This is a genomic window from Streptomyces sp. NPDC017940 (assembly GCF_044328435.1).
GTDB lineage: Bacteria > Actinomycetota > Actinomycetes > Streptomycetales > Streptomycetaceae > Streptomyces.
This window is the reverse complement of the sequence record NZ_JBIRHJ010000002.1, coordinates 672,233-694,940: the sequence shown is the minus strand read 5'-3', so window position 1 is coordinate 694,940 and position 22,708 is coordinate 672,233. Positions and strand designations below refer to the sequence as shown.

General features: G+C 70.9%; 19 protein-coding genes. 13 read left to right on the top strand and 6 right to left on the bottom strand.

All coding sequences use genetic code 11. The features are described from left to right. Positions 1–6 precede the first annotated feature (6 nt). The 8 genes from ACH4DX_RS08545 (at position 7) to ACH4DX_RS08510 (ending at position 8,360) form a co-directional block, all read left to right on the top strand. Positions 7–2,643 (top strand): aminotransferase class III-fold pyridoxal phosphate-dependent enzyme, encoded by a 2,637-nt coding sequence (locus ACH4DX_RS08545; protein WP_398154523.1) that lies wholly within the window; start codon positions 7–9, stop codon positions 2,641–2,643. A gap of 26 nt (positions 2,644–2,669) precedes the next feature. Next, positions 2,670–3,575 carry an NAD(P)-dependent oxidoreductase gene (locus ACH4DX_RS08540; RefSeq protein WP_398154522.1) on the top strand — a complete coding sequence of 302 codons (906 nt, stop codon included), beginning with the start codon at positions 2,670–2,672 and terminating at the stop codon, positions 3,573–3,575. A 430-nt stretch (positions 3,576–4,005) separates the two neighbouring features. Next, positions 4,006–4,623, top strand: coding sequence for a bacilysin biosynthesis protein BacA (locus tag ACH4DX_RS08535; protein WP_398114625.1), 618 nt, complete (start codon positions 4,006–4,008; stop codon positions 4,621–4,623). After that, positions 4,620–5,915, top strand: coding sequence for a DUF6421 family protein (locus ACH4DX_RS08530; RefSeq protein WP_398154521.1), 1,296 nt, complete (start codon positions 4,620–4,622; stop codon positions 5,913–5,915). The genes ACH4DX_RS08535 and ACH4DX_RS08530 overlap by 4 nt, the downstream gene beginning before the upstream one ends. A gap of 39 nt (positions 5,916–5,954) precedes the next feature. Then, positions 5,955–6,389, top strand: a complete 435-nt coding sequence (locus ACH4DX_RS08525; protein ID WP_398154520.1) for a nuclear transport factor 2 family protein — start codon at positions 5,955–5,957, stop codon at positions 6,387–6,389. Further along, positions 6,386–7,342 (top strand): branched-chain amino acid transaminase, encoded by a 957-nt coding sequence (locus tag ACH4DX_RS08520; protein WP_398154519.1) that lies wholly within the window; start codon positions 6,386–6,388, stop codon positions 7,340–7,342. The genes ACH4DX_RS08525 and ACH4DX_RS08520 overlap by 4 nt, the downstream gene beginning before the upstream one ends. Beyond that, positions 7,339–8,046, top strand: coding sequence for an AzlC family ABC transporter permease (locus tag ACH4DX_RS08515; protein WP_398154518.1), 708 nt, complete (start codon positions 7,339–7,341; stop codon positions 8,044–8,046). The genes ACH4DX_RS08520 and ACH4DX_RS08515 overlap by 4 nt, the downstream gene beginning before the upstream one ends. Continuing rightward, a complete protein-coding gene (locus ACH4DX_RS08510; RefSeq protein ID WP_398114616.1) occupies positions 8,043–8,360 on the top strand; it encodes an AzlD domain-containing protein in 318 nt (105 codons plus the stop codon). The genes ACH4DX_RS08515 and ACH4DX_RS08510 overlap by 4 nt, the downstream gene beginning before the upstream one ends. On the opposite strand, the gene ACH4DX_RS08505 is transcribed toward ACH4DX_RS08510, so the two are convergent. The 3 genes from ACH4DX_RS08505 to ACH4DX_RS08495 all read right to left on the bottom strand — a co-directional run bounded on the left by ACH4DX_RS08505 (position 8,332) and on the right by ACH4DX_RS08495 (position 12,729). Beyond that, positions 8,332–11,637 (bottom strand): AfsR/SARP family transcriptional regulator, encoded by a 3,306-nt coding sequence (locus ACH4DX_RS08505; RefSeq protein ID WP_398154517.1) that lies wholly within the window; start codon positions 11,635–11,637, stop codon positions 8,332–8,334. The two genes, ACH4DX_RS08510 and ACH4DX_RS08505, sit on opposite strands and share 29 nt — an antisense overlap. Positions 11,638–11,866: 229 nt before the next feature. Then, positions 11,867–12,190 carry a nuclear transport factor 2 family protein gene (locus ACH4DX_RS08500; protein WP_398114614.1) on the bottom strand — a complete coding sequence of 108 codons (324 nt, stop codon included), beginning with the start codon at positions 12,188–12,190 and terminating at the stop codon, positions 11,867–11,869. Positions 12,191–12,303: 113 nt separating this feature from the next. Next, a complete protein-coding gene (locus ACH4DX_RS08495; RefSeq protein ID WP_398114613.1) occupies positions 12,304–12,729 on the bottom strand; it encodes a nuclear transport factor 2 family protein in 426 nt (141 codons plus the stop codon). A 192-nt stretch (positions 12,730–12,921) separates the two neighbouring features. On the opposite strand from ACH4DX_RS08495, the gene ACH4DX_RS08490 reads away from it, so the two are divergent. Beyond that, positions 12,922–13,527 (top strand): hypothetical protein, encoded by a 606-nt coding sequence (locus ACH4DX_RS08490; RefSeq protein ID WP_398154516.1) that lies wholly within the window; start codon positions 12,922–12,924, stop codon positions 13,525–13,527. 201 nt (positions 13,528–13,728) lie between these two features. Here the strand turns inward: ACH4DX_RS08490 and ACH4DX_RS08485 are convergent, their stop codons facing one another. Then, the gene (locus ACH4DX_RS08485; protein WP_398154515.1) at positions 13,729–14,937 is read right to left on the bottom strand and encodes an IS701 family transposase; all 1,209 of its coding nucleotides are present in this window, start codon (positions 14,935–14,937) and stop codon (positions 13,729–13,731) included. A gap of 1,369 nt (positions 14,938–16,306) precedes the next feature. Between ACH4DX_RS08485 and ACH4DX_RS08480 the strand changes: the two genes are divergently transcribed. Beyond that, positions 16,307–17,011, top strand: a complete 705-nt coding sequence (locus ACH4DX_RS08480; RefSeq protein WP_398114608.1) for an LmbU family transcriptional regulator — start codon at positions 16,307–16,309, stop codon at positions 17,009–17,011. Between the two features lie 228 nt (positions 17,012–17,239). Here ACH4DX_RS08480 and ACH4DX_RS08475 read toward each other — a convergent pair whose 3' ends face one another. Then, positions 17,240–17,884 carry an FMN-binding negative transcriptional regulator gene (locus tag ACH4DX_RS08475; RefSeq protein WP_398114606.1) on the bottom strand — a complete coding sequence of 215 codons (645 nt, stop codon included), beginning with the start codon at positions 17,882–17,884 and terminating at the stop codon, positions 17,240–17,242. A 400-nt stretch (positions 17,885–18,284) separates the two neighbouring features. Here ACH4DX_RS08475 and ACH4DX_RS08470 point away from each other — a divergent pair, with 400 nt between their 5' ends. Then, a complete protein-coding gene (locus ACH4DX_RS08470; RefSeq protein ID WP_398154514.1) occupies positions 18,285–19,598 on the top strand; it encodes a lysine N(6)-hydroxylase/L-ornithine N(5)-oxygenase family protein in 1,314 nt (437 codons plus the stop codon). Positions 19,599–19,746: 148 nt separating this feature from the next. Here the strand turns inward: ACH4DX_RS08470 and ACH4DX_RS08465 are convergent, their stop codons facing one another. Beyond that, positions 19,747–19,971 (bottom strand): MbtH family protein, encoded by a 225-nt coding sequence (locus ACH4DX_RS08465; RefSeq protein WP_030568432.1) that lies wholly within the window; start codon positions 19,969–19,971, stop codon positions 19,747–19,749. Positions 19,972–20,636: 665 nt separating this feature from the next. On the opposite strand from ACH4DX_RS08465, the gene argJ reads away from it, so the two are divergent. Both argJ and argB read left to right on the top strand, forming a co-directional pair. After that, positions 20,637–21,791: a bifunctional glutamate N-acetyltransferase/amino-acid acetyltransferase ArgJ gene (gene argJ / locus ACH4DX_RS08460; RefSeq protein ID WP_398154513.1), complete on the top strand. Its 1,155-nt coding sequence runs from the start codon at positions 20,637–20,639 to the stop codon at positions 21,789–21,791. Then, positions 21,788–22,699 (top strand): acetylglutamate kinase, encoded by a 912-nt coding sequence (gene argB, locus ACH4DX_RS08455; RefSeq protein ID WP_398114600.1) that lies wholly within the window; start codon positions 21,788–21,790, stop codon positions 22,697–22,699. The genes argJ and argB overlap by 4 nt, the downstream gene beginning before the upstream one ends. The last annotated feature ends 9 nt before the right edge of the window (positions 22,700–22,708 follow it).

Below are 22,708 nucleotides of genomic sequence, written 5' to 3'. Positions count from 1 at the left end.
CCGCGCGTGCTCACGCTCACCCACTTCGTCAAGGCAGCATCCTGCGCAGTCCGGGGCGCGGCGCGCTACGGGGTCACCTCGCTGCGCGAGCGCGATGCCAAGACCCGCGACCGGCGCCGGGCCACAGCCATCCTGACGTTCCTGACCCGGATGGGCCCGATCTACATCAAGCTGGGCCAGATAGCCGCCACCCGGTCGGACCTGCTGCCACCGGAGTGGGTCACCACGCTGCGGGTGCTCCAGGACCAGGCCCCGTACATGGAGCCGGACGCGGTACGCCGCGCGGTCGAGCGGGAGCTCGGCGGACCGCTGGACGACACCTTCCGCACCTTCCAGATGCAGCCGGTGGCCAGCGCGTCGGTGGCGCAGGTGCACCGTGCCGAGCTGCACGACGGACGCACGGTGGCGGTGAAGCTGGTCAAGAACGGCGTGCCCGAGCAGATCGAGGCAAGCCTGCGCTCCCTGGGCGCCCAACTGCGACTGGTGCACCGCTTGGTGCCCAAGGTCCGGGACCTGGAGCTGCCCAAGCGCTTCGACGAGGTCGCCCGGCTGCTGCGCCCGCAGGCCGACATGCGGCAGGAGGCACGCCGACAGCAGCGTATCCATGCCAACTTCGCCCAGCACCCCTATGTACGGGTGCCCGCCGTGCTGACCGATCTCGTCACCGACCGGATGCTCGTCATGGACTTCATGGACGGCGTCCCCGGCACCCGCGTGGAGGAGGTCGCCTTCCCCCGTGAGCGCCTGGCGCAGCGGTTGCAGGACGTCGTCTACACGATGCTCTACATGCACGGGGTCAGCCACGGCGACCCGCACCCGGGCAACATCATGTTCACGCCGGACGGTGAGCTGATCCTCCTCGACTTCGGCATCACCGTGGAGCTGAGCGAGGACGAGAAGTGGGGCCTGTCCTCCTTCTACTACGCCTGTAGCCGCAAGGAGTGGGACGTCGCCGTCGACCGCTTCACCCGCCACTTCGTGGAGGCAGGCCCCGAACTCGCCACACGCAGCGAGGAGAGCGAGGAGTACGTCGAGCAGCTGACCCAGGTGCTGCGCCACCACTTCGACCTCAGCACCACCCGGTGGTCGACCGTCGCCTACTTCAACGACGTGAACAAGGTGCTGCGCCGCCATCACGCGCGCTACACCGCCAACTTCACCAAGGTCGAGCTGGTGTTCCTGTCCGGTGAGGGCTTCGCCGCCCAACTGGACCCCGACATGGACATCTGGGGCAACGCGCGGAAGTTCACCGACCGGTACTCGCCCTACATGAGCGCGGAAGTCAAGGACCGGTTCACCAAGGCCTTCAGCCGGCAGATGCCGGCCTCACTGGACCTGCGCGACCGCGCGGCACGCACATTGGTGGCCCCCACGCACACCGACCGCTACTTCTTCCCCAGCACCTTCCCCGTCTTCGTCCGGGAGGCCTCCGGCGGCCGGCTGCGTGACTTCGACGGCAATGAGTACATCGATCTCCACGGCGGATACGGCCCCCACCTCCTCGGCTACGCGCATCCGGTCATCACCGAGGCCATCCGCGAGGCCGCGTGCGGCGGACTGGTCAACGGCATCGGCACCACCCACGAGGTCGAATTCGCCGAACACCTCGTCGCCGCGTTCCCCGCCGCGGACAAAGCCCTGCTGTGCAACTCGGGAACCGAGGCCGTCCTGCTCGCCGTCCGGATGTGCCGCGGCCACCGGCGCCGCAGCGTGGTCGCCAAGTTCGAGGGCCACTACCACGGTTTCTCCGATCAGGGCATGGTCAGCTCCTGGTTCCGCTTCTCCGGCGACCGGGGCCACCCGACGCCCGTCGCCGGGTGCCTCGGCACCGACCCCGGCACCGTCGACGGCACCCTCGTCCTCCAGTACGGGGACACGGCCGGCCTGGCACGGCTGCGCGAGCACGCCGACGACCTGGCCTGCGTCCTGCTGGAGCCGATGCCCACCTCACTCGTCTGCCTCGACGTGCCCTTCCTCGCCGAGCTGCGGGCGGTGTGCACCGAACTGGGCGTCCCGCTCGTCTTCGACGAGGTCGTCAGCGGCTTCCGCGCCGCCTACGGTGGCGCGCAGATCATGGCCGACGTCCACCCCGACCTCACCTGCCTCGGGAAAGTCATCGGCGGAGGGCTGCCGTGCGGCGCCGTCGTGGGCCGCACGGACCTGATCGACATGGCGAAGAGCTCCCAGGACCCGTTCTACGACTACGAGAACAAGGTCTTCGCCGGTGGAACCTTCAGCGGCAACTCGCTGACCTGCGCGGCAGGCCTGGCCACCCTGCGGCACCTGGACGAGAACCCGCACCTCTACACCCAGCTGGAGGACCACACCCAGGAGCTGGCCGCCATGATGCGCGAGGCGACCGGCAAACGGGACATCGCGTGCAGGCTCAGCGCCCGCAACTCCTTCTTCTCCCTCAACTTCAGCCACCGCGAAGCAGGGCTCTACCGAGAACGCATGGCTGGGAGCAACTTCAAGGCCACCATCGCGCTCGCCTACTACATGCGCAAGCACCGGATCCACCTGCCGGAGCTGCACGCGTTCCTGCTCAGCGCGGCGCACACCACCGAGCACCTGGACCGGATCGCGCACGCCTTCGAGGAGAGCCTCGACGAGATGCTCGCCGACGGCCTCTTCGTCACCTGATCCCCTACGTCCCCACGGAGGCTGCCATGGCACACACCAACGGTTCGTCCACCACGCACGACGTCACGGTCATCGGCTGCGGACTGATGGGCTCCGCCCTGGCCCGCGCACTCGGTGCGAACGGGTCCTCGGTCACCGTCTGGAACCGCACCCCCGGGCGCGCCCACGCACTGGCCGGCGACTCCATCACCCCGGCGGACTCCCTCACCGCGGCGGTGGGCTCCTCGCCCCTGGTCATCGCCTGCCTGCCCACCTACGAAACCACCCTGAGCGTGCTCGAACCCGTAACCGACTGGCGCGGCAGAACCCTCGCCGTCCTCGGCAGCGGCACCCCGGGCCAGGCCGAGGAGGCACAGCGGTGGGCCGAGGCGCGCGGTGCCGCCTACCTGGACGGCGTCATCCTGAGCTACCCCCAGCACATCGGCTCCCCGGAGGCGGTCGTCCTCTACTCGGGACCGACCGCCACCTGGGCGGCACACGAACAGACCCTCATGAGCCTCGCCGGGGCCTCCAGCCACGTCGCCGACCAGCCGTCCGCCGCGAACCTGCTGAACGTCGCACTGGTCGGAGAGTTCTTCATCACCGCGATGACCGCGTACGTCGAAGCCGCGACCTACGCACTGCGGAAGGGGATTCCCGCCGCCGTCGTGGACGAGGTCACGGCGGCCGCCGTCGAGGTGCTGCGCCACGAGGTCGGGGGCGTCACCGCGGCGATCGTGAGCGGAGAACACGAGTCGGACCAGGCGACCCTCACCACGCACGCCGCAGGGGCACGCCTCGCTCTGGCCGCCCTGCGGGAGGACGGCTACGACGGGCGCGTCCTCGCGGCCGCCATCGACACCATGACGGCGGCCGAGCAGGCCGGTCTGGGCGAACTCGGCTTCTCCGCCCAGACCAAGATCTTCGGAACGCGGGACCGGGAACGTGCTTGAGGCCCGAGCACACCCTGTTCACGTCAACCGCTCAGGGGGCTCGGCCGCCCCACGCCTCTCATGACAGGGTGACCGCAGTCACATTTACCCATGGGTCATTATGCGCCGCACCGGCGTCATGCGGTCGGCGTGACCCGATGCGTACGCCACCGTCCCCCCAGCGGCGATAAAAGCGCCAGGACTTTCGCCCGGCCCGACGGCATTTGTCGCCGTCGGGCCGGAAGGCCGAGCGAGCCGAAATGGCCAGACTGCGGAAATCCGGCTCTTGAACACCGGACGACCTGGCCGCAGCGGGTCGCCGCCGCCTAGGATCGCCGACGCGAACCCTTTTCCGCGGCGCACCGTCCGAACGCCGCCCCATCGCCGTCACATCCGCCGCCCATATCGTCCCGTCCGGACAATTCCGGGGGAAATTCAAGAGGGAGTGGAAATGATCACGGGGGGATCAGCAAGTCTCGTATCGCTGTCGCCGTCGCCCGCACCGATTCCCGCACCCCTGCACACGCCACCGCCGACCGACGAGATCCGCTACCTGCACACCCTGGGCCCCACCGGCACCAACCTGGAGTCGGCGGCCCATCTGTGGTTCCGCAGGCAGGGCCGCGCGGACGAGGGCCGGGTCGTGCTGCACACCTCACTCGAACAGGCCATGGGGAGCGTGCCGAGGACCGGCGAACACGCCTTGCTCGCCTGCGCGGTCTACCCCGAGCTGCACACCCTCGTCTTCGGCAACCTGCACACCTGCCGCATGGTGGACTGCTTCCTGTGGCCCACCCACGAGATGGTGTTCGCCGTGCCGCCGGGGGCGTCCGCCGAACCCCGGACCGTGGCCACCCACCCCGCCCCTGCCGGGCTCGTGCCGCCCACGAGCACCCGCCGCCTGGTGACCAGCAACGCGCAGGCGGCCATCGACTGCGCCGAGGGCAGGGCCGACGCCTGCGTCACCACGGTCGTCGCCGCCCGCGCCCACGGCCTGCGGATCCTGCGCAGCTACGGCGAGGTGCCCATGGTGTTCACCGTCCACCACGTGCGGGAGAGCGACCGGTGAGCCGGACGGACACCGCCCGGCGCGGGACGCGCGCCGCCTACCGGCTCGAGGACGACATGCTCGACGAGGCGGCCAGGCTCGGCCGCACCCTGGTGCCGCGCGTCGACGCCTTCCGCGCCCGCCAGCGCGACGACGGGACCGTCCCCGACCCGGACGACGCCGACCGGCGCGGCCTCGCCGCCCTCAAGGACGAGGCCGCCGACTGGTTCGCCGCCCACGGCAGGGGCGCGCAGGCCGACGCGCTCGCCGCCGACGTCGAGGACTGGCTGGCCGCCGGACTCGACACGCCACCGCACTTCGCCCGCAGCCGCGACGCCCTCGCCGCGCCGGCGGACGGCGACTGGGCCGCGTTCCTCGCCCCCGTGCAGACCACCAACAGCGTCCCGCCGGTCGGCCGGCGCCTGGAGTTCTTCCTCGTACGCCGCAAGGAACCCGACGCGCTGCCCGAGCTCGCCGTCCACTATCCGCACCCCAGGAACAACTGCCAGGCCACCGTGCTGCTCGCGGGCAGCGAAGGGCTGCGCGAGGGCAACTGCATCGTCTTCTTCCCGGAGAATGTCGCGGCCCACGACAAGGTGGTCGAACAGAAGTACGCAATCTTCTTCTTCAACAAATTCCGCAGAATTCACGAACGGTTCGCACTGCCGTCCGCACAGGCCGTGCTCACCCCCGACAGCGTGCCCCAGGATTCCGCCGGACTCGATCCTGACGTGTGTTATCAGGCCCGTTCCGTCTGGGGATATCTGCACGACTACTTCCACCACCAGGGCCGGTGGCCGCTCGACCGGCACGTCAAACTCAAGATGAACTGGTTCATCGGCCTCCTCGAAGAACTGAAGGTCGACGCAAGGACCGCCCTCGCCTGCCACACCGACGCCCTCGTGCCCTACGCGGACGAGCAGATCGCCATGATCCTGCTCGAGCGGATGTTCCGGTACCCGCTCGACGCCCACGCCGTCCGCAACTTCGACGCGGGCACCGGAGTCTTCCTCTACTCCTGGCTGCGCGGGCACGGGGCACTCGTGGCCGACGGCACCGGTCCGCTGCGTCTGGACCACGACCGGGTGATCGACGCGCTGCGGGAGTTGGTGGACACCATCGAGGGTATGGAAGCGGCTGTCCAAACGCCCGCGGAGTACCGCACGGCGGCCAGGGAACTGGTGCGCACCCAACTGCGCCCCGGCGCGGAGGGAGATCGCTACGCCTTCACGGACGACCAGCGCACACTCCTGCGCGCCCGGGAGCGGCTCGCCGCGCTGCCCCCGCTGCACTTCGCGCCCGCGGAGCTGTGAACCACGCACCGCGCACCACAGACGAGGAGACGAGCAGGCATGGCAAGCCTTGACCGGGCCACGATGGAAGCCGCCGTGCGGCAGTACTTCGAGGCGTGCAACAAAGTCGACCGCGACCTGTTCGCAGGCGTCCTGTCCGAACAGGTCGTGCACTACCTCGCCCACGGCATGGCAGGACCCGTCCACGGCATCGACCCCATCGTGCGGCGCTGGGGAGCCGACGTACGCGCCAACTCCTCCCACTGGGCCGTGGACGCCGTCTACGCCGACGAGCACACCCGCGCCGCCGTCTGCGAGTGGACCGCCTTCAAGCCGCGCCTCGGCAAGGTGCTGCGCGGCACGGAGGTCTACCGCTTCGACGACGCCGGACTGATCGACGAGGTCCGCATCTACTACGCGTCCCGCCGCGACGACACCGTGCCCGCCAACGAACTCGAAGGCTTCCCCTACGCCGAGCGCGGGTTCGCCACATGACCGGTGCCGCCCCCGCGCCCACCACCCCGCTGGCCGACCGGGACGGCGTCATCTGGCTCGACGGCGCGTTCGTGCCCTGGCGCTCCGCCCAACTGCACGTCCTCAGCCACGGACTGCACTACGGCGGCAGCGTCTTCGAGGGCGAACGGGTCTACGACGGCCGCGTCTTCAAGCTCCACGAACACAGCGCGCGCCTCGTCGCCTCCGCCCGCCACATGGGCTACCGGCTGCCCTGGACGGCGGCCGACCTCGCGGCCGCCACCCGCGAGACCGTCGCCGCCGCCGGGCTCACCGACGGCTATGTGCGCCCGGTCGCCTGGCGGGGCGGTGACACCCTGCGCCTGGTCGCCCCCGACACCGCCGTGCACGTGGCCATCGCCGCCTGGCCCTGGCCGCGGATCTTCGACGACGGGCCGCGCGGCATCCGCCTGCACACCTCGCGCTGGCGCCGCCCAGCCCCCGACACCGCGCCGGTGCGCGCCAAGGCCGCGGCCCTGTACGCACTCGGCGCCCTCGCCGGGCAGGAGGCCGAGGAAGCGGGCTCTGACGACGCGCTGCTCCTCGACCACCGCGGCCGGCTCGCCGAGGCCACCGGCGCCAACCTCTTCCTGGTCATCGACGGCCGCCTGCACACCCCGCCCCCGGAGTGCGTCCTCGACGGCATCACCCGCCGCACCGTCATCGACATCGCCAGGGAACGGGGCATCGCCGTCGTCGAACGCCACCTCGACCCCGCCGAACTCGACCGCGCCACCGAGGTGTTCCTCACCGGCACGGCCTACGAGGTCCAGCCGGTCACCTCCGTCGACCACCGCGTCTTCCCGCTGGGCGACGTGGGCGCCACCCTGTCCATGGCGTACGCGGAACGGGTGCGGGCCGCCGACGGGGCGGCGGCAGGCACGGCGGGGCGCGACCCCGCGGCGGCCGCGGCCGCGCGGAGCGAGAGCGGATGACGGACAGCGGGGCCGAGCGCGGGCGCCCCGCTGCGCCCGCCGACACGCGGCGTGCCGCCTGGATCGCGGGGGCCAGGGCCGCCGTGCCGTTCACCGTCGCCATCTTCGCGTTCGGGATCTCCTTCGGGGTGCTCGCCCGGGGCGCGGGCTTCGACGCGCTCGCCGCGACGTCGATGTCCGGCCTCGTCTTCGTCGGCTCCTCGCAGTTCGCCGCGGTCTCGGTGATCGTCAACGGCGGCGGCTGGGCCGCGGCAGCCCTCGCGGGAACGCTCCTGAACCTGCGCTACCTCGTGATGGGCTTCGCCATCCTGCCCGCGCTGCGCGGCGGCAGGGCCCGCCGAGCCGTGGAGTCCCAGCTGGTCATCGAGGAGTCCTGGGCCATCGCGAGCGACGCCGACGGCCGCTTCGACCGGGTGCGCCTGCTCTCCTCCGGGGTGGTGCTCTGGCTCGGCTGGGTCCTCGGCACCCTCCTCGGGGCGGTCGGCCCCCTCAAGGCCGTGGACATCCTCACCTACGGCCTCGACGCCGTCTCACCCGTGCTGTTCTTCCTGCTCCTCGCCCCCCACCTCGGCACCCCGCGCAAGCGGACGGCGGCGCTCACCGCGGCGGCCTGTGCCCTGCTGCTCACCGCCGTGGCGGTGCCCGACACGGCCATCGCCGTGGCCTGCCTCATCGCCGTCGTGTGGACCTGGAGGGCGCGTTGAGCAGCGACCCGTGGATCGTCGTCGGCGCCCTGGTGGTGACCACGTTCCTCATCAAGGGCGCCGGTTCGCTGGTGATGGGCGACCGGGAACTGCCCGTGTGGTTCCCGCGGTTCGTGGAGCATCTGACGCCCGCCCTGCTCGCCGTCCTCGTGGTCACCCAGCTGGTGGGCTCCGCGGGCGCGCACGGCATGACCTTCGACGCCAGGATCGCGGGTTTCGCGGGCGCCCTAGTGGCCTGGCGTCTGAAGGCACCCGTGCCCCTCGTCATCCTGGTGGCCGCGGCGGTCACGGCCGGGGTACGGGCGCTGGGGTGACGTCCTCCGCCGCGCGCCGCACGGTGGCGGCCACCTCGAGGGCCGCGGCGAGCCCCGGCCCGTGGCCACAGGTCCGGTGCAGCCGCACGGACCGCTCCGCCGTTCTGGCCGCCCTGCCGGGCTGACCCGACGCCAGCTGCACCCGCGCCAGTTCGGTGCGCGCCGCCCCCTCCGCGAGCCGCAGCCCGGCCTGCCGCGCCGCGCCGAGGGCCCGCCGGGTGCAGGCGAGTGCCTCCCCGTACTCGCCCTGCTCCCGGTGCACCGCGGCCAGGCCCAGACAGGCTTCGGCCTCGGCGCGGCGGCAGCCCGTCGCGCGCGCCGCCTCCAGGGCACGGGTGTGGTGGTCGAGCGCGCCCGGCGCGTCGTCGAGGCTCAGGAGCACCGTGCCGATGGTGTTGAGGGCGTCCGGCTCCACCAGGCGCCGCCGGGTGCGGTGGGTCACGCCGAGCGCGTCCACGGCGTACTTGAGCGCGAGGCGCGGGTCGCCGCTGTCCCTGCACACCACCGCGAGGGCGTTGAGCGCGCCCTCGGCCGCGTACGTGGACAGCAGCCTGCCGTCGACGGCGAGCGCACGCGTGAGCAGGTGCTGTGCCTCCTCCGCCGCGCCGAGCGCGTGCCGGACCGTGGCGAGGCCCCACAGGGAGAGCATGACGGTGTGCTGGTCCGCGGAGAGATCGGCGTGCTCCCGGGCGCGCGTGAAGTGGTCCAGGGCCACCTCGACGCGGCCCTGGTCGAGGCGGACGGCCCCGAGCAGGTACAGCGCCCACGCCGCACCGGCCGGCTGCCCGCCCTCCTCGTACAGCGCGAGGGCGCGTTCGGCGTCGTAGGCCGCCTGTTCCAGGGCGCCGTGCTCGCGGTGCGCGGCGGCGAGCCCGAGGACCGCGCCGGCCCGCTCCACGGGCGCGCCGGTCCGGGTGAACAGCGTCTCCGCGTGGGCGCTGTGCCACAGCGCCTCGTCGTGCCTGGCCAGCTCCCACAGGACGTAGCACAGGCTCCAGTGCATGACGGCCCGCGCGTGGTCGTCCTGCTCGGCCTCGGCGGCCCGCAGCCCGGCGCCCGCGACCCGCAGCCAGTCCGTGCGTCTGCCGTGCTCCATGAGGTGGCCGTGCAGGGCGAGGGCGAACTTCCAGGCGAAGGGGCGCGGCCCGTGCCGAACGGCGTGCTGGGTGCAGGCGAGCAGCACGGGACGCTCGTCGTCGAGCCAGGCGAGCGCGTCGGCGCCGCCGCGGAAGACCAGGGGCGCCGTGGGGGAGCCGTCCGGCTCCGGCGGGCGGGCCGCGTACCAGGAGTAGAAGGTCCCGTACAGCAGGTGGGCGGCCTGCTCGGCGGTCGCGAGGCACCAGGTCAGGAGCCGCTCGACGGCCTGTTCACGCAGCTCGGCGGCGTCCTCCGCCTCGGCCCGCTCCCGGGCGAAGAGGGCGACGAGGGCGTGGAGGTGGAACCTGCCGGAGTGGTGGGTCTCAAGGAGGCTGCGGGCGACGAGCTGGTCCAGGAGCCGGGCCGTCGCGGGCAGCGCGGCCCCGGCGAGGGCGGCGGCGGCCGGGGCGGAGATCTCGGGCCCGGGCGCGAGGGCGAGCAGCCGCAGCAACCGCCGCTCGGGCACGGACAGGGACCGGTAGGAGAGCGCGAGGACACTGCGGACACCGGTGTGCGCGTCCTGGTCGAGGGTGAGCGTGTCGAGGCCCTCGGAGCCGCGCAGCTGCCGTACGACCTCGGCGATCGGCGGATGCCGGTCGCCGATGAGGTGCGCGGCGACGATCCGTACGGCGAGCGGAAGCAGACCGCACCGCCGGACCGCCTCGGTGGCGGCCTCCGGCTCGTGCCGCACCCGGTCCGCGCCGATGACGCGGGCGAGCAGCGCGAGGGCCTCCTCCTCGCCGAACACCGCGAGGCTCATCCGGTGGGCGTCGTGGAACGCGGTCAGGCCCCGCAGGTCGTAGCGGCTGGTGACGACGACGAAGCAGGTCGGCGACCCCGGAAGGAGCGGCCGCACCTGTTCGAGTCCGGCCGCGTCGTCGAGGAGGATCAGCACGCGCTTGCCCGCGAGCAGGGAGCGGTAGAGCGCGGCCTTCTCGTCGGTGCTCTCGGGCAGGTGCGCGGTGCCGACGCCGAGGGCGCGCAGGAGCTGGCCGAGGGCCTCGTCGGCGGTGGTCGGCGGCGCGGGGTCGTGGCCGCGCAGGTTCGCGTACAGCTGGCCGTCGGGGAAGCGGTCCGCCACGCGGTGCATCCAGTGCACGGCGAGCGCGGTCTTGCCGACGCCCGCCATGCCGGACACCGAGGAGATCACCAGCGTCTGCCCCGGGCCCGCTTCGGCCTGCGCGAGCAGCGTGTCGAGCCGGCGCAGATAGTCGCCGCGGCCGGTGAAGCTGGCGATGTCGGGCGGGAGCTGGCGGGGAACGGGGCGGGCGGCGGGCGGGGGAGCGGCGGCGGGGGCGTGGTCGGCGGCCGGTCCTGCGGGGCCGAGGTCGGGGTCCCCGGCGAGGACGCGCTGGTGGAGTTCCTTGATGCGGCGGCCGGGCTCGATGCCCACCTCGTCGTCGAGGAGCTGGTAGAACTCGCGGTACGCGGCGAGGGCGTCGGCCTGGCGGCCCGATCGGTGCAGGGCCAGCATCAGCTGGCAGCGCGGTCTCTCCCGCAGTGGGTACTCGGCGACCAGGGTGGTCAGTTCGGCCACCGACTCCTCGTAGCGGCCGAGTTCGACGAGGGCGTCGAGACGGTCCTCGCGGGCCACGAGGCGCAGCTCCCCGAGCCGTTCCGCCTCGGCCAGGGCGAAGCTGCGGTCGCTCACCCCTTCGAGGGCGGGGCCCGTCCACAGGGACAGCGCCTCGTCGAGGTGGGCGACGACGGCGCCGGTGTCGCCGTCGGCGGCTGCCTCGCGGGCCCGGTCGGTGAGGTGCACGAAGCGCAGGGCGTCGACCTGGTCGTCCCCCACCTGGAGGGTGTAGCTGGTGTTGCTGCGGGCACCGGCGCTGACCAGGACCTCGAAGCCGGAGGTGGCCCGCCGGCCCGGCTCCAGGATGCGGCGCAGATGCAGGACGTGGGTGCGCAGCGCGCTGATCGCGCCGTCGGGGGTGTCGCCCTCCCACAGGAGTTCGGCGAGCCGGGTGGTGCTGACGGGGTGGCCCCGGGCGAGCGCGAGGGCGGCGAGCAGTGCGCGCTGCTGCGGCCCGAGGTTCACATGGCGACCCCGGACCTCCACGCTCACCGGGCCGAGGAGGCGGATCCGCACCGATTCCTTCGGCGCCTGCTCCACCTCGGGCCCCGGGGTGCGGCTCACCCGATTCCCTCTGCTTCCCTGTGCCCTGGGTCCCCCGGATTCCGTGGCTTCCATGAATTCCGTGGGTCCCGTGGTTCCCCTGGTCCCCGTTCCCGTCGGCGCCTGTGCTGTGTGCGGGCTGCTCCGGCCGTTCGCGCTGCCGTCCTCTTCTCGTCTGCCCGTGCTGGTTCCCCTTACCGGTGTGGTTCCGCGCGCGTGCTCGGGCGCCGGTGCGGTTCCGCGTGCGTGCTCAGGCGGGGCCGGTGGCGAAGCGGCGGATGATGCCGTCGGACACCGAGAACTCCCAGGCGGTGTCGATGTCGCCCCAGATGTCGTTGTGAAAGCGGGCCTGCACCGACAGACCGTCCGGGGACTCCTCCATCACCTCCATGTGCGCGTGGGACGAGAAGAGCTCCCGTTCCACCCACGCGCCGGTGTCGCGTTCGGTTCCGACGTCGATGACGGTGGCGTCCTCGGCGAGGACGGTCCACAGCGCCTGCGGGTCCTGGGCGTTGACGGCGGCTACGAAGGCGCGTACCGCCGGATGGGACGGCGCGCCGTCACGGGGGGTCATCGTTCGTGCCTCTCCTGGTGTCCTGTGCCGTGTGGGGTGGCTGGGGGGCCGGGGGGCGAAGTGGCGGATCAGGGGGTGGAGGGGGGTGCTCAGGGGGTGGGGGTCGGGACTGCTCAGGCTTCGGTGACGGCGCGGTGCAGGGCGTAGGTGTCCTCGAAGAGGTGGTAGCGCGTGACCTGGCCGCCCGCGACCGTGAGATGGGCGGCGAAGGGCGTGGTCAGCGGCTTCCCGTTGGCCTTGACGGTGTCGCGGAGGTGGCCGAGGATGACGCCCTGCTCGCCGTCGACCACGATGTGCGTGACGGTGAACTCCTCGGGCTGAAGGTACTCGTGGAGCTCCCGGAAGAACGCCATGACGCCCGACCGCCCGGACCGGTTGCCCGACCACGGCACGTCCGGGGAACCGGGAGCGACCCACTCCACCGTCTCCGAGAACAGCCGCGCCGCACCGTCCAGGTCCCGTTCCTCGAGACGGTTCAGATAGGCGTCGATCACCTCTCTGGTGGCCTCGGCGGATCCCGTGGGGGACTGAGTGGACATCTCACCAACTCCTCGTCACGTGCCGGCCCTGGTCGTGGAGTTCCAGTGTGGTGCGCCTGTGGCGGCGAGCGTAAGCCAGACGCCCCGTTCGCGCCACGAGTTGGCGATCCGCAGCGGGTCAGGCCGGACCCCGGTACGGAGGCAGGACTCGAAAACTTGCGCGTGGCGCCAATGTGGTGCAACGATGGCGCCATGGAACTCGCGCGGTATGTCGACAGCCTGCGCCAGGAGCTCTCGGGCGTGGTGGAGACGGGGGACGAGGCGACACGGGAACTCGCCGAACGCCTTGTCACGCCGCTGTCCTCCGCCGTCCGCCTGACGCTCCTCGACGCCCTGTCGGCCGCTGCTGACGAGATCACCCAGGAATTGAGCCCCGGTTCGGTCGAGATCCGGCTGCGGGGCCTCGACCCGACCTTCGTCGTGACGCCGCCCGCCCCCGAGCGGCAGTTCGACGAAGAGCCCCGGCACGACATCGGCCATGCGCGGAACGGAATGGCGCCATCCATGGCGTCACTGGTGCCAGCGGCAGCTGTCGGGGAGGGGAGCGCACCGACCGGAGAGGGGGGCGCACCGACCAAGGAGGACAGTGCGCCCTCACGCATCAACTTCCGCCCGCCCGAGCACTTGAAGGCGCGCATCGAGGCGGCCGCGGGCCGTGAACGCCTCTCCGTCAACGCCTGGCTTGTCCGCTCGGTCTCGGGGCTGCTCGACACGGAGGAACACGCCCGCCGTGCGGAGCACCGCGCCCCCGGCGCCACTCCGGGCAGCTCCCAGCGGTATACGGGTTGGGTGACATGAGCTAGCGGCCCTCAGCTTCGGGCCGGCCGTGCCGACGCACGCCGGTACCGATCCCGCGGCCCCGGAAACCGACCTCCCCCGGCGGTTCCCGGGGCCGCACCCTTTTCCCGACTTTTCCTGCCGCGGTCCTGCGGCTGACTTCCCGTCAGGAAGGCCGGTCGCGGTATGCGCGGGAAGAACGCCGTGGCACGCGAGCCCCGATCACGGGACCAGGTGCAGTCGTTCCTGGGTTCGTCGCGGCAGGGGGGCGGGACAGCAGGGCAGATGCCGTGGAACGGGACGGTGGGTCAAGCGCTGATAGGTGTACGCAGCCGATACGAGCGTCATGTGGTGGTACCAGCCGGGAAAGGACCGGCCCTCGAAGTCGAGAAGGCCGAAGTGCCGTTCCATGCCCGCGACGGCGGTGGTGGTGCCGACGCGATGGGTGGCCAGCGAGGCAACGTTGTCGATTCGCTGGTGGGTCAGGCTGGTGATCCACATGGTCCCGGGGCTGCCGTCCGGAAGGGCCTCGGTGAAGAGCCGGTAGGGGTATTCCTGCGTGGCGCCGGACCGCGCGCCGGGCAGCCGCACGAGGACGGACTGGGCGTGGGTGTGCTGCTGCCTGCCGTCCGGCGCGGTGACGAGCACCGGGTCGATGCTGCCGCAGGAGATATGGGCCCGCGCGCTCACCGGTTCCGGGATGCCCGGCGTCCGCTCGCCGACGGGGAGCACCTTCAGATGCTGGGGCACGGCGACGACGAAGTCCCGGGCGCGCTGGCTGAGGCCGCGCAGGAACAGGCTCACGTCCGGGTCGTCGCTCATGTCGGCGACGACGGGCGCGGCCGTGTTCGCGGTCCGGGCCCGCAGGGTGTCGACGAGGTCGAGGGCCTGCGCCCACAGCGGGCGGTGACTGACCTCGTCGGGGATGCGGGCGCGCCGGCGCAGCTGGGGGTCCTCGGTCCAGGGCGCGGGAAGCAGCAGCCGCCAGTCGACAGGCACCTGGAGGGAACCTATGCCGAGGAAGGCGCCGAGCCCCAGCTGGCAGTTGAGGGTGCGCCCGGAGGCGGGGTCGAAGTAGCGGTGCACGCCCACCGAGCGGTCCCCGCGCTTGGGCAGCACCGCGCGGCCGATCGCCCAGGTGGCGGCGGGGCCATGACCCTCGGCCCAGCGCGTCAGCTCGTACATGACCGGGTCCCAGTCCCAGGGGCTCAGGCTCACGAACTGGCGCAGGGACTGCACCGCGGTGGGGGAGGGGGAGACCGCGCCCGCGAGTCGGCGCACGGACTTCTTGCCGGGGGTGATGAGCAGCCCCGCGAGATAGGCCCCCGCCCACCGGCGCTGGTCGGCGCGGCGCAGGTTCTGGAAGACCTGGTCGGTGAAGGTGCTGAAGGGGGACGCGAGACGGGGTTCGGGCAGCTCGGTCTCAGGCACCCCACTGACCGGAGTCGATATGGGCAATGCGCAGGGCACAACCATGCTGCGATCCCTCCCGGACGTCCCTGAGCGGCGGCTGCCGAGCGTCGAGTCTAGGATCCGCGAGCGCGTCGCACCATCTTGCGGCGGGTGTGCCCGGTGTGGCAACCACGCCAGCAAACAGCGCCCGCGCGCGAGCGTGCGACGGGCGTGCGGCGGGCTCGTCCGGGTGCCCGCGAGCGCCCTCCGGTACGGGTCCCGAGCGGGTCGCGGAGGTGCGTCGAGGCGGCGCCGGGAGTGTCGGCCGCGCGGTTGCGGATGCGGGGCCGCGCGGGGAGCCGCGCCGATTCCGCTTCCCGCGGCGGCCGCGGCGCGTGCCTCTCGTCGCGCCGCGCGCCGCGAACTCCGGTCGGCACCGATCGACTTGTCCGGGCGACTTGTCACGGCGGCTCGCCAGGGCACCCGGGGATCGGTGCAGGTGACGTGGCTCATACTGGCGTTAAGGGTCCGTATGGAAAATACTGGTGCTCTCCGGGTGTCCGAGGATTCCGCTAAGGGTCCGCCAATGGCGTCCGACGCGTCGGGAGCGGACGTTCCCGGCTCGCGAACTGGCCGAGGCATCCGCGTTCCCCGGCGGCCTCCTTCTCTTCTGCAACTGTTTCGCCACAGTTCTGGTTGGCTGAATTCTTACTTCTCCTGGCGGAAGTTGATCGGTGTGGCACATGCGGAAGGCTGGAATCCGCGTACCGCGCACCCAGGACACCGATAGCGAAGCTGAGCTATCTTGTTCGAACTTCGAAAAGTCGCGACGAGCGACGGCCTCTTCCTTGAATCTCCAACGGGCCTCGGGTTCTACTCGGGTGAGCCTTGAGAAGAGACCGCTTGCGAGACCGGGGGATCGGTGCCGACGGGGGACGTCGACGACCGCCACCTGATCACGTGGGGGGTCGTGGTCGAGGCAAACGGGGCGAGTAGTTGAACGGGGCGAGTACTTGATGTACGTATCTGCACACATGCCGACTGAATGCCTTCTGCGTGGTCCTGACGGACGCGCCGAACGGCCGGACCTGCCCGTGCGCTGTGCCGGCGGCCACCTCGAACGGTGAGGGAGAGCCGACGGCGTACGAGCACGTTGCCACGCCGACGGATCCAGCCGTGAGTTGACGGAACTCTGACGACCCGAATCGGCGAGCGGCTTTCGTGAGCCCCTCATCCGGCCGATCGGCTGTGATTGACAGGCCAGCCTGTGCCTTGCGCCGCGCTGCGCGCGAGGGCGCCCGATCCGTGAGGGATCCGGACTGTGGCTGCGCCATACCCGCATGGCTTTTTCCCGATCGGATGCGGACTGTCGCGTCCGCGTCCGTTCGACGTTCATTCACATGGAGGCATGATGACGAACCAGGTCAGCGACGTAGAGGACTCCAAGGTCGTGCTGTTCCGCAGAAACGCGACCGCGGTTCCGCGGCAGCGGAAGGCCGGAGTCGACGAGCGTCGTGGCCAGGTCCTGACGACGAAGGTGGGCCTGCAAATGCCGGCCGGGCTGACCTTCGAGGACTGGGAGCGGGCCGGACGCCAGCTCTCCGGAATCGTAAACTCCTCTTCCTGGTGGCTGGGGGACTGGCTGGTATACGGCAAGGACCACTACACCGACCGCTATCAGCGGGGAATCCGCGCGGCCGGATTGCAGTACCAGACGCTGCGCAATTACGCGTGGGTCTCACGGCGGTTCGACTTCAGCCGTCGCCGCGCGGCGCTGAGCTTCCAGCACCACGCCGAGCTGGCGTCCCTGCCCATCGACGAGCAGGAACTCTGGCTCGACCGCGCCGAGCAGATGCAGTGGACGACGAAGCAGCTGCGCAGCGCCATCCGGGACGCCCGTGAGGACGAGGTGCGCGACGGCTCGGGGACCCCCGAGACGATGCGACGGCTCGCCGTTCCGGGCAGCCGGCTCCAGTGGTGGCACAAGGCCGCGGAGCAGTCCGGCATCGACTTCGAGCAGTGGGTGCTCGCGACGCTGGACAACGCCGCCGAGCGCGCACTGGTGGAGGAGGAGGAAGAGGCGCAGCGGGAGCAGGCGGGCATCAGCGCCTGAACCGCGCGGCCGCACCGGCCGGGGTGACCCGGAGGCGCTCAAGCAGTACCCGAAGGTACGCAAGCGGTACCGGAAGGTACGCAAGCAGCAACCGGAGGTACGCGAGCAGTACAACGTCCGCCGAGGTCAGGGCTGTTGACCTCGGCGGACGGTCATACACCGCGCAGGGCCCGGGCTCCTCCTGAAGGGGGCGCGGGCCCTGCGCCGACGCGCGCGGCTCCGCCCCGGCTACGGCAGCTTGCTCATCAGCTGGGCCGTAGCCCGGTGCCGGGTGCACTCACGGCCGCCGAAGGACTGCTGCACGCGCTCCTGGACTTCGTCGGGCTGCTCCTGGCTGAGCTTGAACATGCCCTCGGCCCCGGTGACCTTGATGCGGAACGCGCCCACGGCGGGGACGATCTTCCGGAAGTAGTCCAGGGACTCCGTCATGTCCCATCCGGTGCCGAAGTCCTTCTCGTAGGCACGTACGGTGGCCTGTACGACCTCGAGGGTGTTCTCCGTCCCCTCGATCTTCTCCACGATTCCGTGCACATGGACCGAGGTGAAGTTCCACGTCGGTGCGGCAGGCGTCACCTCGTAGACAGTCGGCGAAACATAGCCGTGCGGTCCCGTGAACGTCAGCAGATTCACGCTGCCCGATTCCAGGGACTTCCAGTGCGGGTTCGCGCGGTTCATGTGTCCGAGGAGCCGGCCGCCGGCGAGGTCGCTCGACCATTCGCCGTGCCACTCCGGGTCCTGTATCACCGGCAGGTGCGTGACGAACGGGCCCTCCTCGGGGCTGCCGTTGCTCACGAACTGGGCCAAAGGATTGCCGCGGATGATGTCCAGCATCCACGAACTGTCCGGTTGACGGTACTGGCTGGGAACGAACATCCGGAGTTCACCCCTTCGTTGATATCACTCACGGTACGGTGCCAACTCGCCGACGCTACCAGGGCATTGCGAGTCGTCGGCAAGAAAGTTGGCTGGGCCACCTGGCTGTCCTGTCGGCAGGACAGCGGTGCTTGGCAGACAGTACGGCCGGTGCCCCTTGAAAGGTACGTCCGGCCCCTCTAAGTTGGCGTGGCGGTGTTCTCAGGCGCAATACTGAAGGCGTGTCTCCCGGATCACCGGTCGAGATTATCGAGACCATCAGCCCTACGTCGGACGAGAGTTGACAGCATTTTCGACCGAAGCATTTCAGTCCAAGGTCATCTTGGGTAACCGCAATTGCCTCATCGAAAATGCGGAAGTCCCTGTCGAAGTCGAAGCTACACCAGCGGGAGATAAATCTATGGGTACTCGTGAGCGCGAGATATACGACATCGTCGGCATCGGGTTCGGCCCGTCCAACCTGTCTCTCGCCATCGCCCTCGAAGAACATCAGGAGAATTCCTCGGAACAGCCGGTCGCGGCCGCGTTCTTCGAGCGGCAACCGGAATTCGGCTGGCACCGCAACATGCTGCTCCCGCAGGCGACGATGCAGATCTCGTTCCTGAAGGACCTGGCGACCTTCCGCAACCCGCTGTCGAAGTACAGCTTCGTCTCGTACCTGCACGCCTCGAACCGCCTCGTGCAGTTCGTGAACAACCAGGACTTCTTCCCCACCCGCCAGGAGTTCCACCAGTACCTGCAGTGGGCGGAGGCGGGCTTCAAGGACCGCGTCTCCTACAACTCCGAGGTCACCGAGGTCCGGGTGGTCGACGAGGAGACCCCCGGCGGCAGCCAGCACCTGGAGGTCGTGGTCCGCGACACCGTGGGCGGCGGCACCCGCGTGGTGAAGGCCCGCAACGTCACCGTCTCCACCGGCCTCGTGCCCCGCATGCCCGAGGGCATGGAGCGCGACGAGCGCGTGTGGCACAGCTCGGAGTTCCTCGCCAAGTTCGGCAGGATGCGGCCCGAGGAACTGAGGAACGTGGCGGTCGTCGGCGCGGGCCAGAGCGCGGCCGAGATCACCAAGTACCTGCACGACATGCTGCCGGGGGCCCAGGTCTCGGCGATCCTGCCGTCGTACGGCTACTCCGTCGCGGACGACACGCCCTTCGCCAACCAGGTGTTCGACCCGAACGCGGTCGACCACTACTACTACGGCACCGAGAAGACGCGGGACGCGTTCTGGCGCTACCACAAGAACACGAACTACTCCGTCGTCGACGACGACGTGATCAGGGAGCTGTTCCGGCGCAGCTACGAGGAGGAGGTCGCGGGCGCCCAGCGGCTGCACTTCCTGAACCTCACCCGGGTCAAGGAGGTCAAGCGTTCCGGCGACGACACCCGTGTCGTCCTGCACTCGCTGCTCGACGGTGAGACCGAGCAGGAGATGGACGTCGACGCGCTCGTCTTCGCCACCGGCTACAGCACCATGGACCCGACCGGACTCCTCGGCGACCTGGACCGCTTCTGCCTGCGGGACACCGAGGGCCGCCACCAGGTGGAGCGCGACTACCGCGTCGTCACCAGCCCGGAGCTGTCCTGCGGCATCTACCTCCAGGGCGGCACCGAGCACACGCACGGCCTCACGTCGTCGCTGCTCTCGAACATCGCCGTGCGCAGCGGTGAGATCGCCGACTCCCTCGTCGAGCGGCGCGGCGCCGGCGCGAAGGCCTGAGTCACGCACCCGCCGAACGGCCCGTCGGGCTCTTTGCCGACGGGCCGTTCGCATGCCCGGGAGCCGGGCTGCGGACATGAGTGGGCCCCGGCGCCGCTATACGGCACCGGGGCCCGTCGCGTCAAGGACGCGTCGGCTCGAGCCCGGCTCAGGCCGCCGCGTCCGCGGCCATCGCGTCACGCAGGCTCTTGGGGCGCAGGTCGGTCCAGTTCTGCTCCACGTAGTCCAGGCACTCCTGGCGGGCGGCCTCACCGAACACGACCCGCCAACCGGCGGGGACCTCGGCGAAGGACGGCCACAGCGAGTGCTGCTCCTCGTCGTTCACCAAGACGTAGAACTGGCCATCCGCGTCGTCGAACGGGTTGCTGCTCATGGTCCACTCCATTTCAAGCCTGCCCGGTGCCTTTTCCGTCTCAAGGCACCGGTTCCGTGTACTGAGTCACACAAGTCCGTGCCGCCGGGCTTGCGTCCCGGTCGAGCCTGGCACAGACGCGCCAGCCCCGTCATTGTCGGACGATACGGGCCCGGCGTCCAGACCCGGCCGCGCCCCGGCGAATTGCCCGGTGCCGCCCGCGCGCCCGCCGTGGCAACTCCGTTAAATCCGCGCAGCGGTCCCGACAATGTCCGGGAAAATGTGACGGGCGTCCCACGAGGGCCTGCGAACCTGGTGTCCGTACGCCCATGGACCGGTGCGAAGGGGGTCACACACGCGGTTCCCGGCCGCGGGCACGGAGTTCTCCGGGGGGTCGGCGACGGCGTCCCACTGTCCCGTGGACAGGACAGCCGATGCCGACAGCCCGAATTACCTGTAGTTTGTTGCGGGTTGTCGGCCCGGCCCCGCGCGTCGGCGCCGGTGGCACATCGGTGAGCTGCCAAATCAGCGATGTGGGCGTTCGACGGGAACGGACGGACGGGAGGTCGGGGTGCGGCGCTCCGTCGTCAGAATCGAGGAATGGGGCGGCTCGGGCCATGTCATTGCCGGTGGCCCCCTCGGCTTTCTCAGGCAACTGGGAACTTCCACCAAGGAGTAGTAGCGCCATGAGCGTCACGGCAGCAAAAGGCTTTTCAGCCGCGGGTGTCGCGGCCGGAATCAAAAGCAACGGAAATCCGGACCTGGCCCTGGTGGTGAACGCGGGACCGCGGCGGAGCGTGGCGGGCGTCTTCACCTCGAACCGTGTGAAGGCCGCGCCCGTGGTGTGGAGCGAAGGGGTCATCAGGACCGGCGCCGTCGGCGCCGTCGTCCTCAACTCCGGCGGCGCCAACGCGTGCACCGGCCCCGAGGGCTTCCAGGACACCCGCGCCACCGCAGAGAAGGTCGCGGCGAGCCTCGGCGGGCTGCGCGCCGGCGAGGTCGCCGTGGCGTCCACGGGGCTCATCGGCGTACGCCTGCCGATGGACAGGCTGCTCGCGGGTGTCGACACCGCGGCGCAGGCGCTCTCCGCGGACGGCGGCGAGGACGCGGCCATCGCCATCAAGACGACCGACAGCGTGCACAAGACGGCGGTGTACGAGGGCGAGGGCTGGACGGTCGGCGGCATGGCCAAGGGCGCGGGCATGCTCGCCCCCGGCCTCGCCACCATGCTGGTCGTCCTCACCACCGACGCGGACCTCGGCAACGACGTCCTGAACAAGGCGCTGCGGGCGGCGACCCGGGTCACCTTCGACCGGGTCGACTCCGACGGCTGCATGTCTACCAACGACACGGTGCTCCTGCTCGCCTCCGGTGCCGCAGGCGTCGCCCCCGCGTACGCGGAGTTCGCCGACGCCGTGCGCACCGTCTGCGAGGACCTGGCGCGCCAGCTCATCGGGGACGCGGAGGGCGCCTCCAAGGACATCCGCATCGACGTCGTGAACGCGGCGAGCGAGGACGACGCCGTGGAGGCCGGGCGCTCCATCGCCCGCAACAACCTCCTCAAGTGCGCCATCCACGGCGAGGACCCCAACTGGGGCCGGGTGCTCTCCGCCATCGGCACCACCGCCGTCGCCTTCCGCCCCGACCGGGTGAACGTCGCCATCAACGGCGTCTGGGTCTGCAAGGACGGCGCGATCGGCGCGGACCGGGAATCGGTGGACATGCGCGGCCGCGAGGTCGTCATCACCGCGGACCTCGCCGCCGGCGGGGCGTCGGCCACCCTGTGGGCCAACGACCTCACCGCCGAGTACGTCCACGAGAACAGCGCGTACTCGTCATGAGGATCAGCACCCAGGAGCACCCCGCACTGGTCAAGGCGCAGTCCGTCATGGACGCGCTGCCGTGGCTCAACCGTCACCAGGGCAAGATCTGCGTCATCAAGTTCGGCGGCAACGCCATGATCGACGACGAGCTGAAGGCCGCCTTCGCGCACGACATCGTCTTCCTGCGGCACGCCGGGCTCAAGCCCGTCGTCGTACACGGCGGCGGCCCGCAGATCAGCAAGGCCCTGAAGCTGCACGACATCGAGAGCGAGTTCAAGGCGGGCCTCAGGGTCACCTCGCCCGAGGCCATGAACGTCGTCCGTATGGTGCTCGCGGGACAAGTGCAGCGCGAGCTCGTCGGCCTCATCAACCAGCACGGCCCGCTCGCGGTCGGCCTCACCGGCGAGGACGCGGACACCATCACCGCCGTCAAGCACTGGCCGGAGGGCGCGGAGGGCGAGAAGGTCGACATCGGCCGCGTCGGCGAGATCGCCGGGGTGAACGCGGGCGCCGTCGAGGCGCTGCTCGCCGACGGCCGCATCCCGGTCATCTCCCCGGTGGCCCGCAGCGTCGACGACGACTACGTCTACAACGTCAACGCCGACACCGCGGCCGCCGCGATAGCCGGTGCCCTGAACGCCCACACGCTCGTCTTCCTCACCGACGTCGAGGGCCTGTACGCGGACTGGCCGCACAGCGACGAGGTCATCAGCAGGCTCAGCGCCAGCGAACTGGAGAAGATCCTCCCGGAGCTCGCCGACGGCATGGTCCCCAAGATGGCAGGCTGCCTGCACGCGGTCCGCAACGGCGTGGGCAGCGCGCGCGTCATCGACGGGCGGGTCCAGCACTCGGTCCTGCTCGAGATGTTCACGCGTGAGGAGATCGGCACGCTGGTCATGCCCGACATCGAGGACGACCTGCGCTGAACGGGGCCG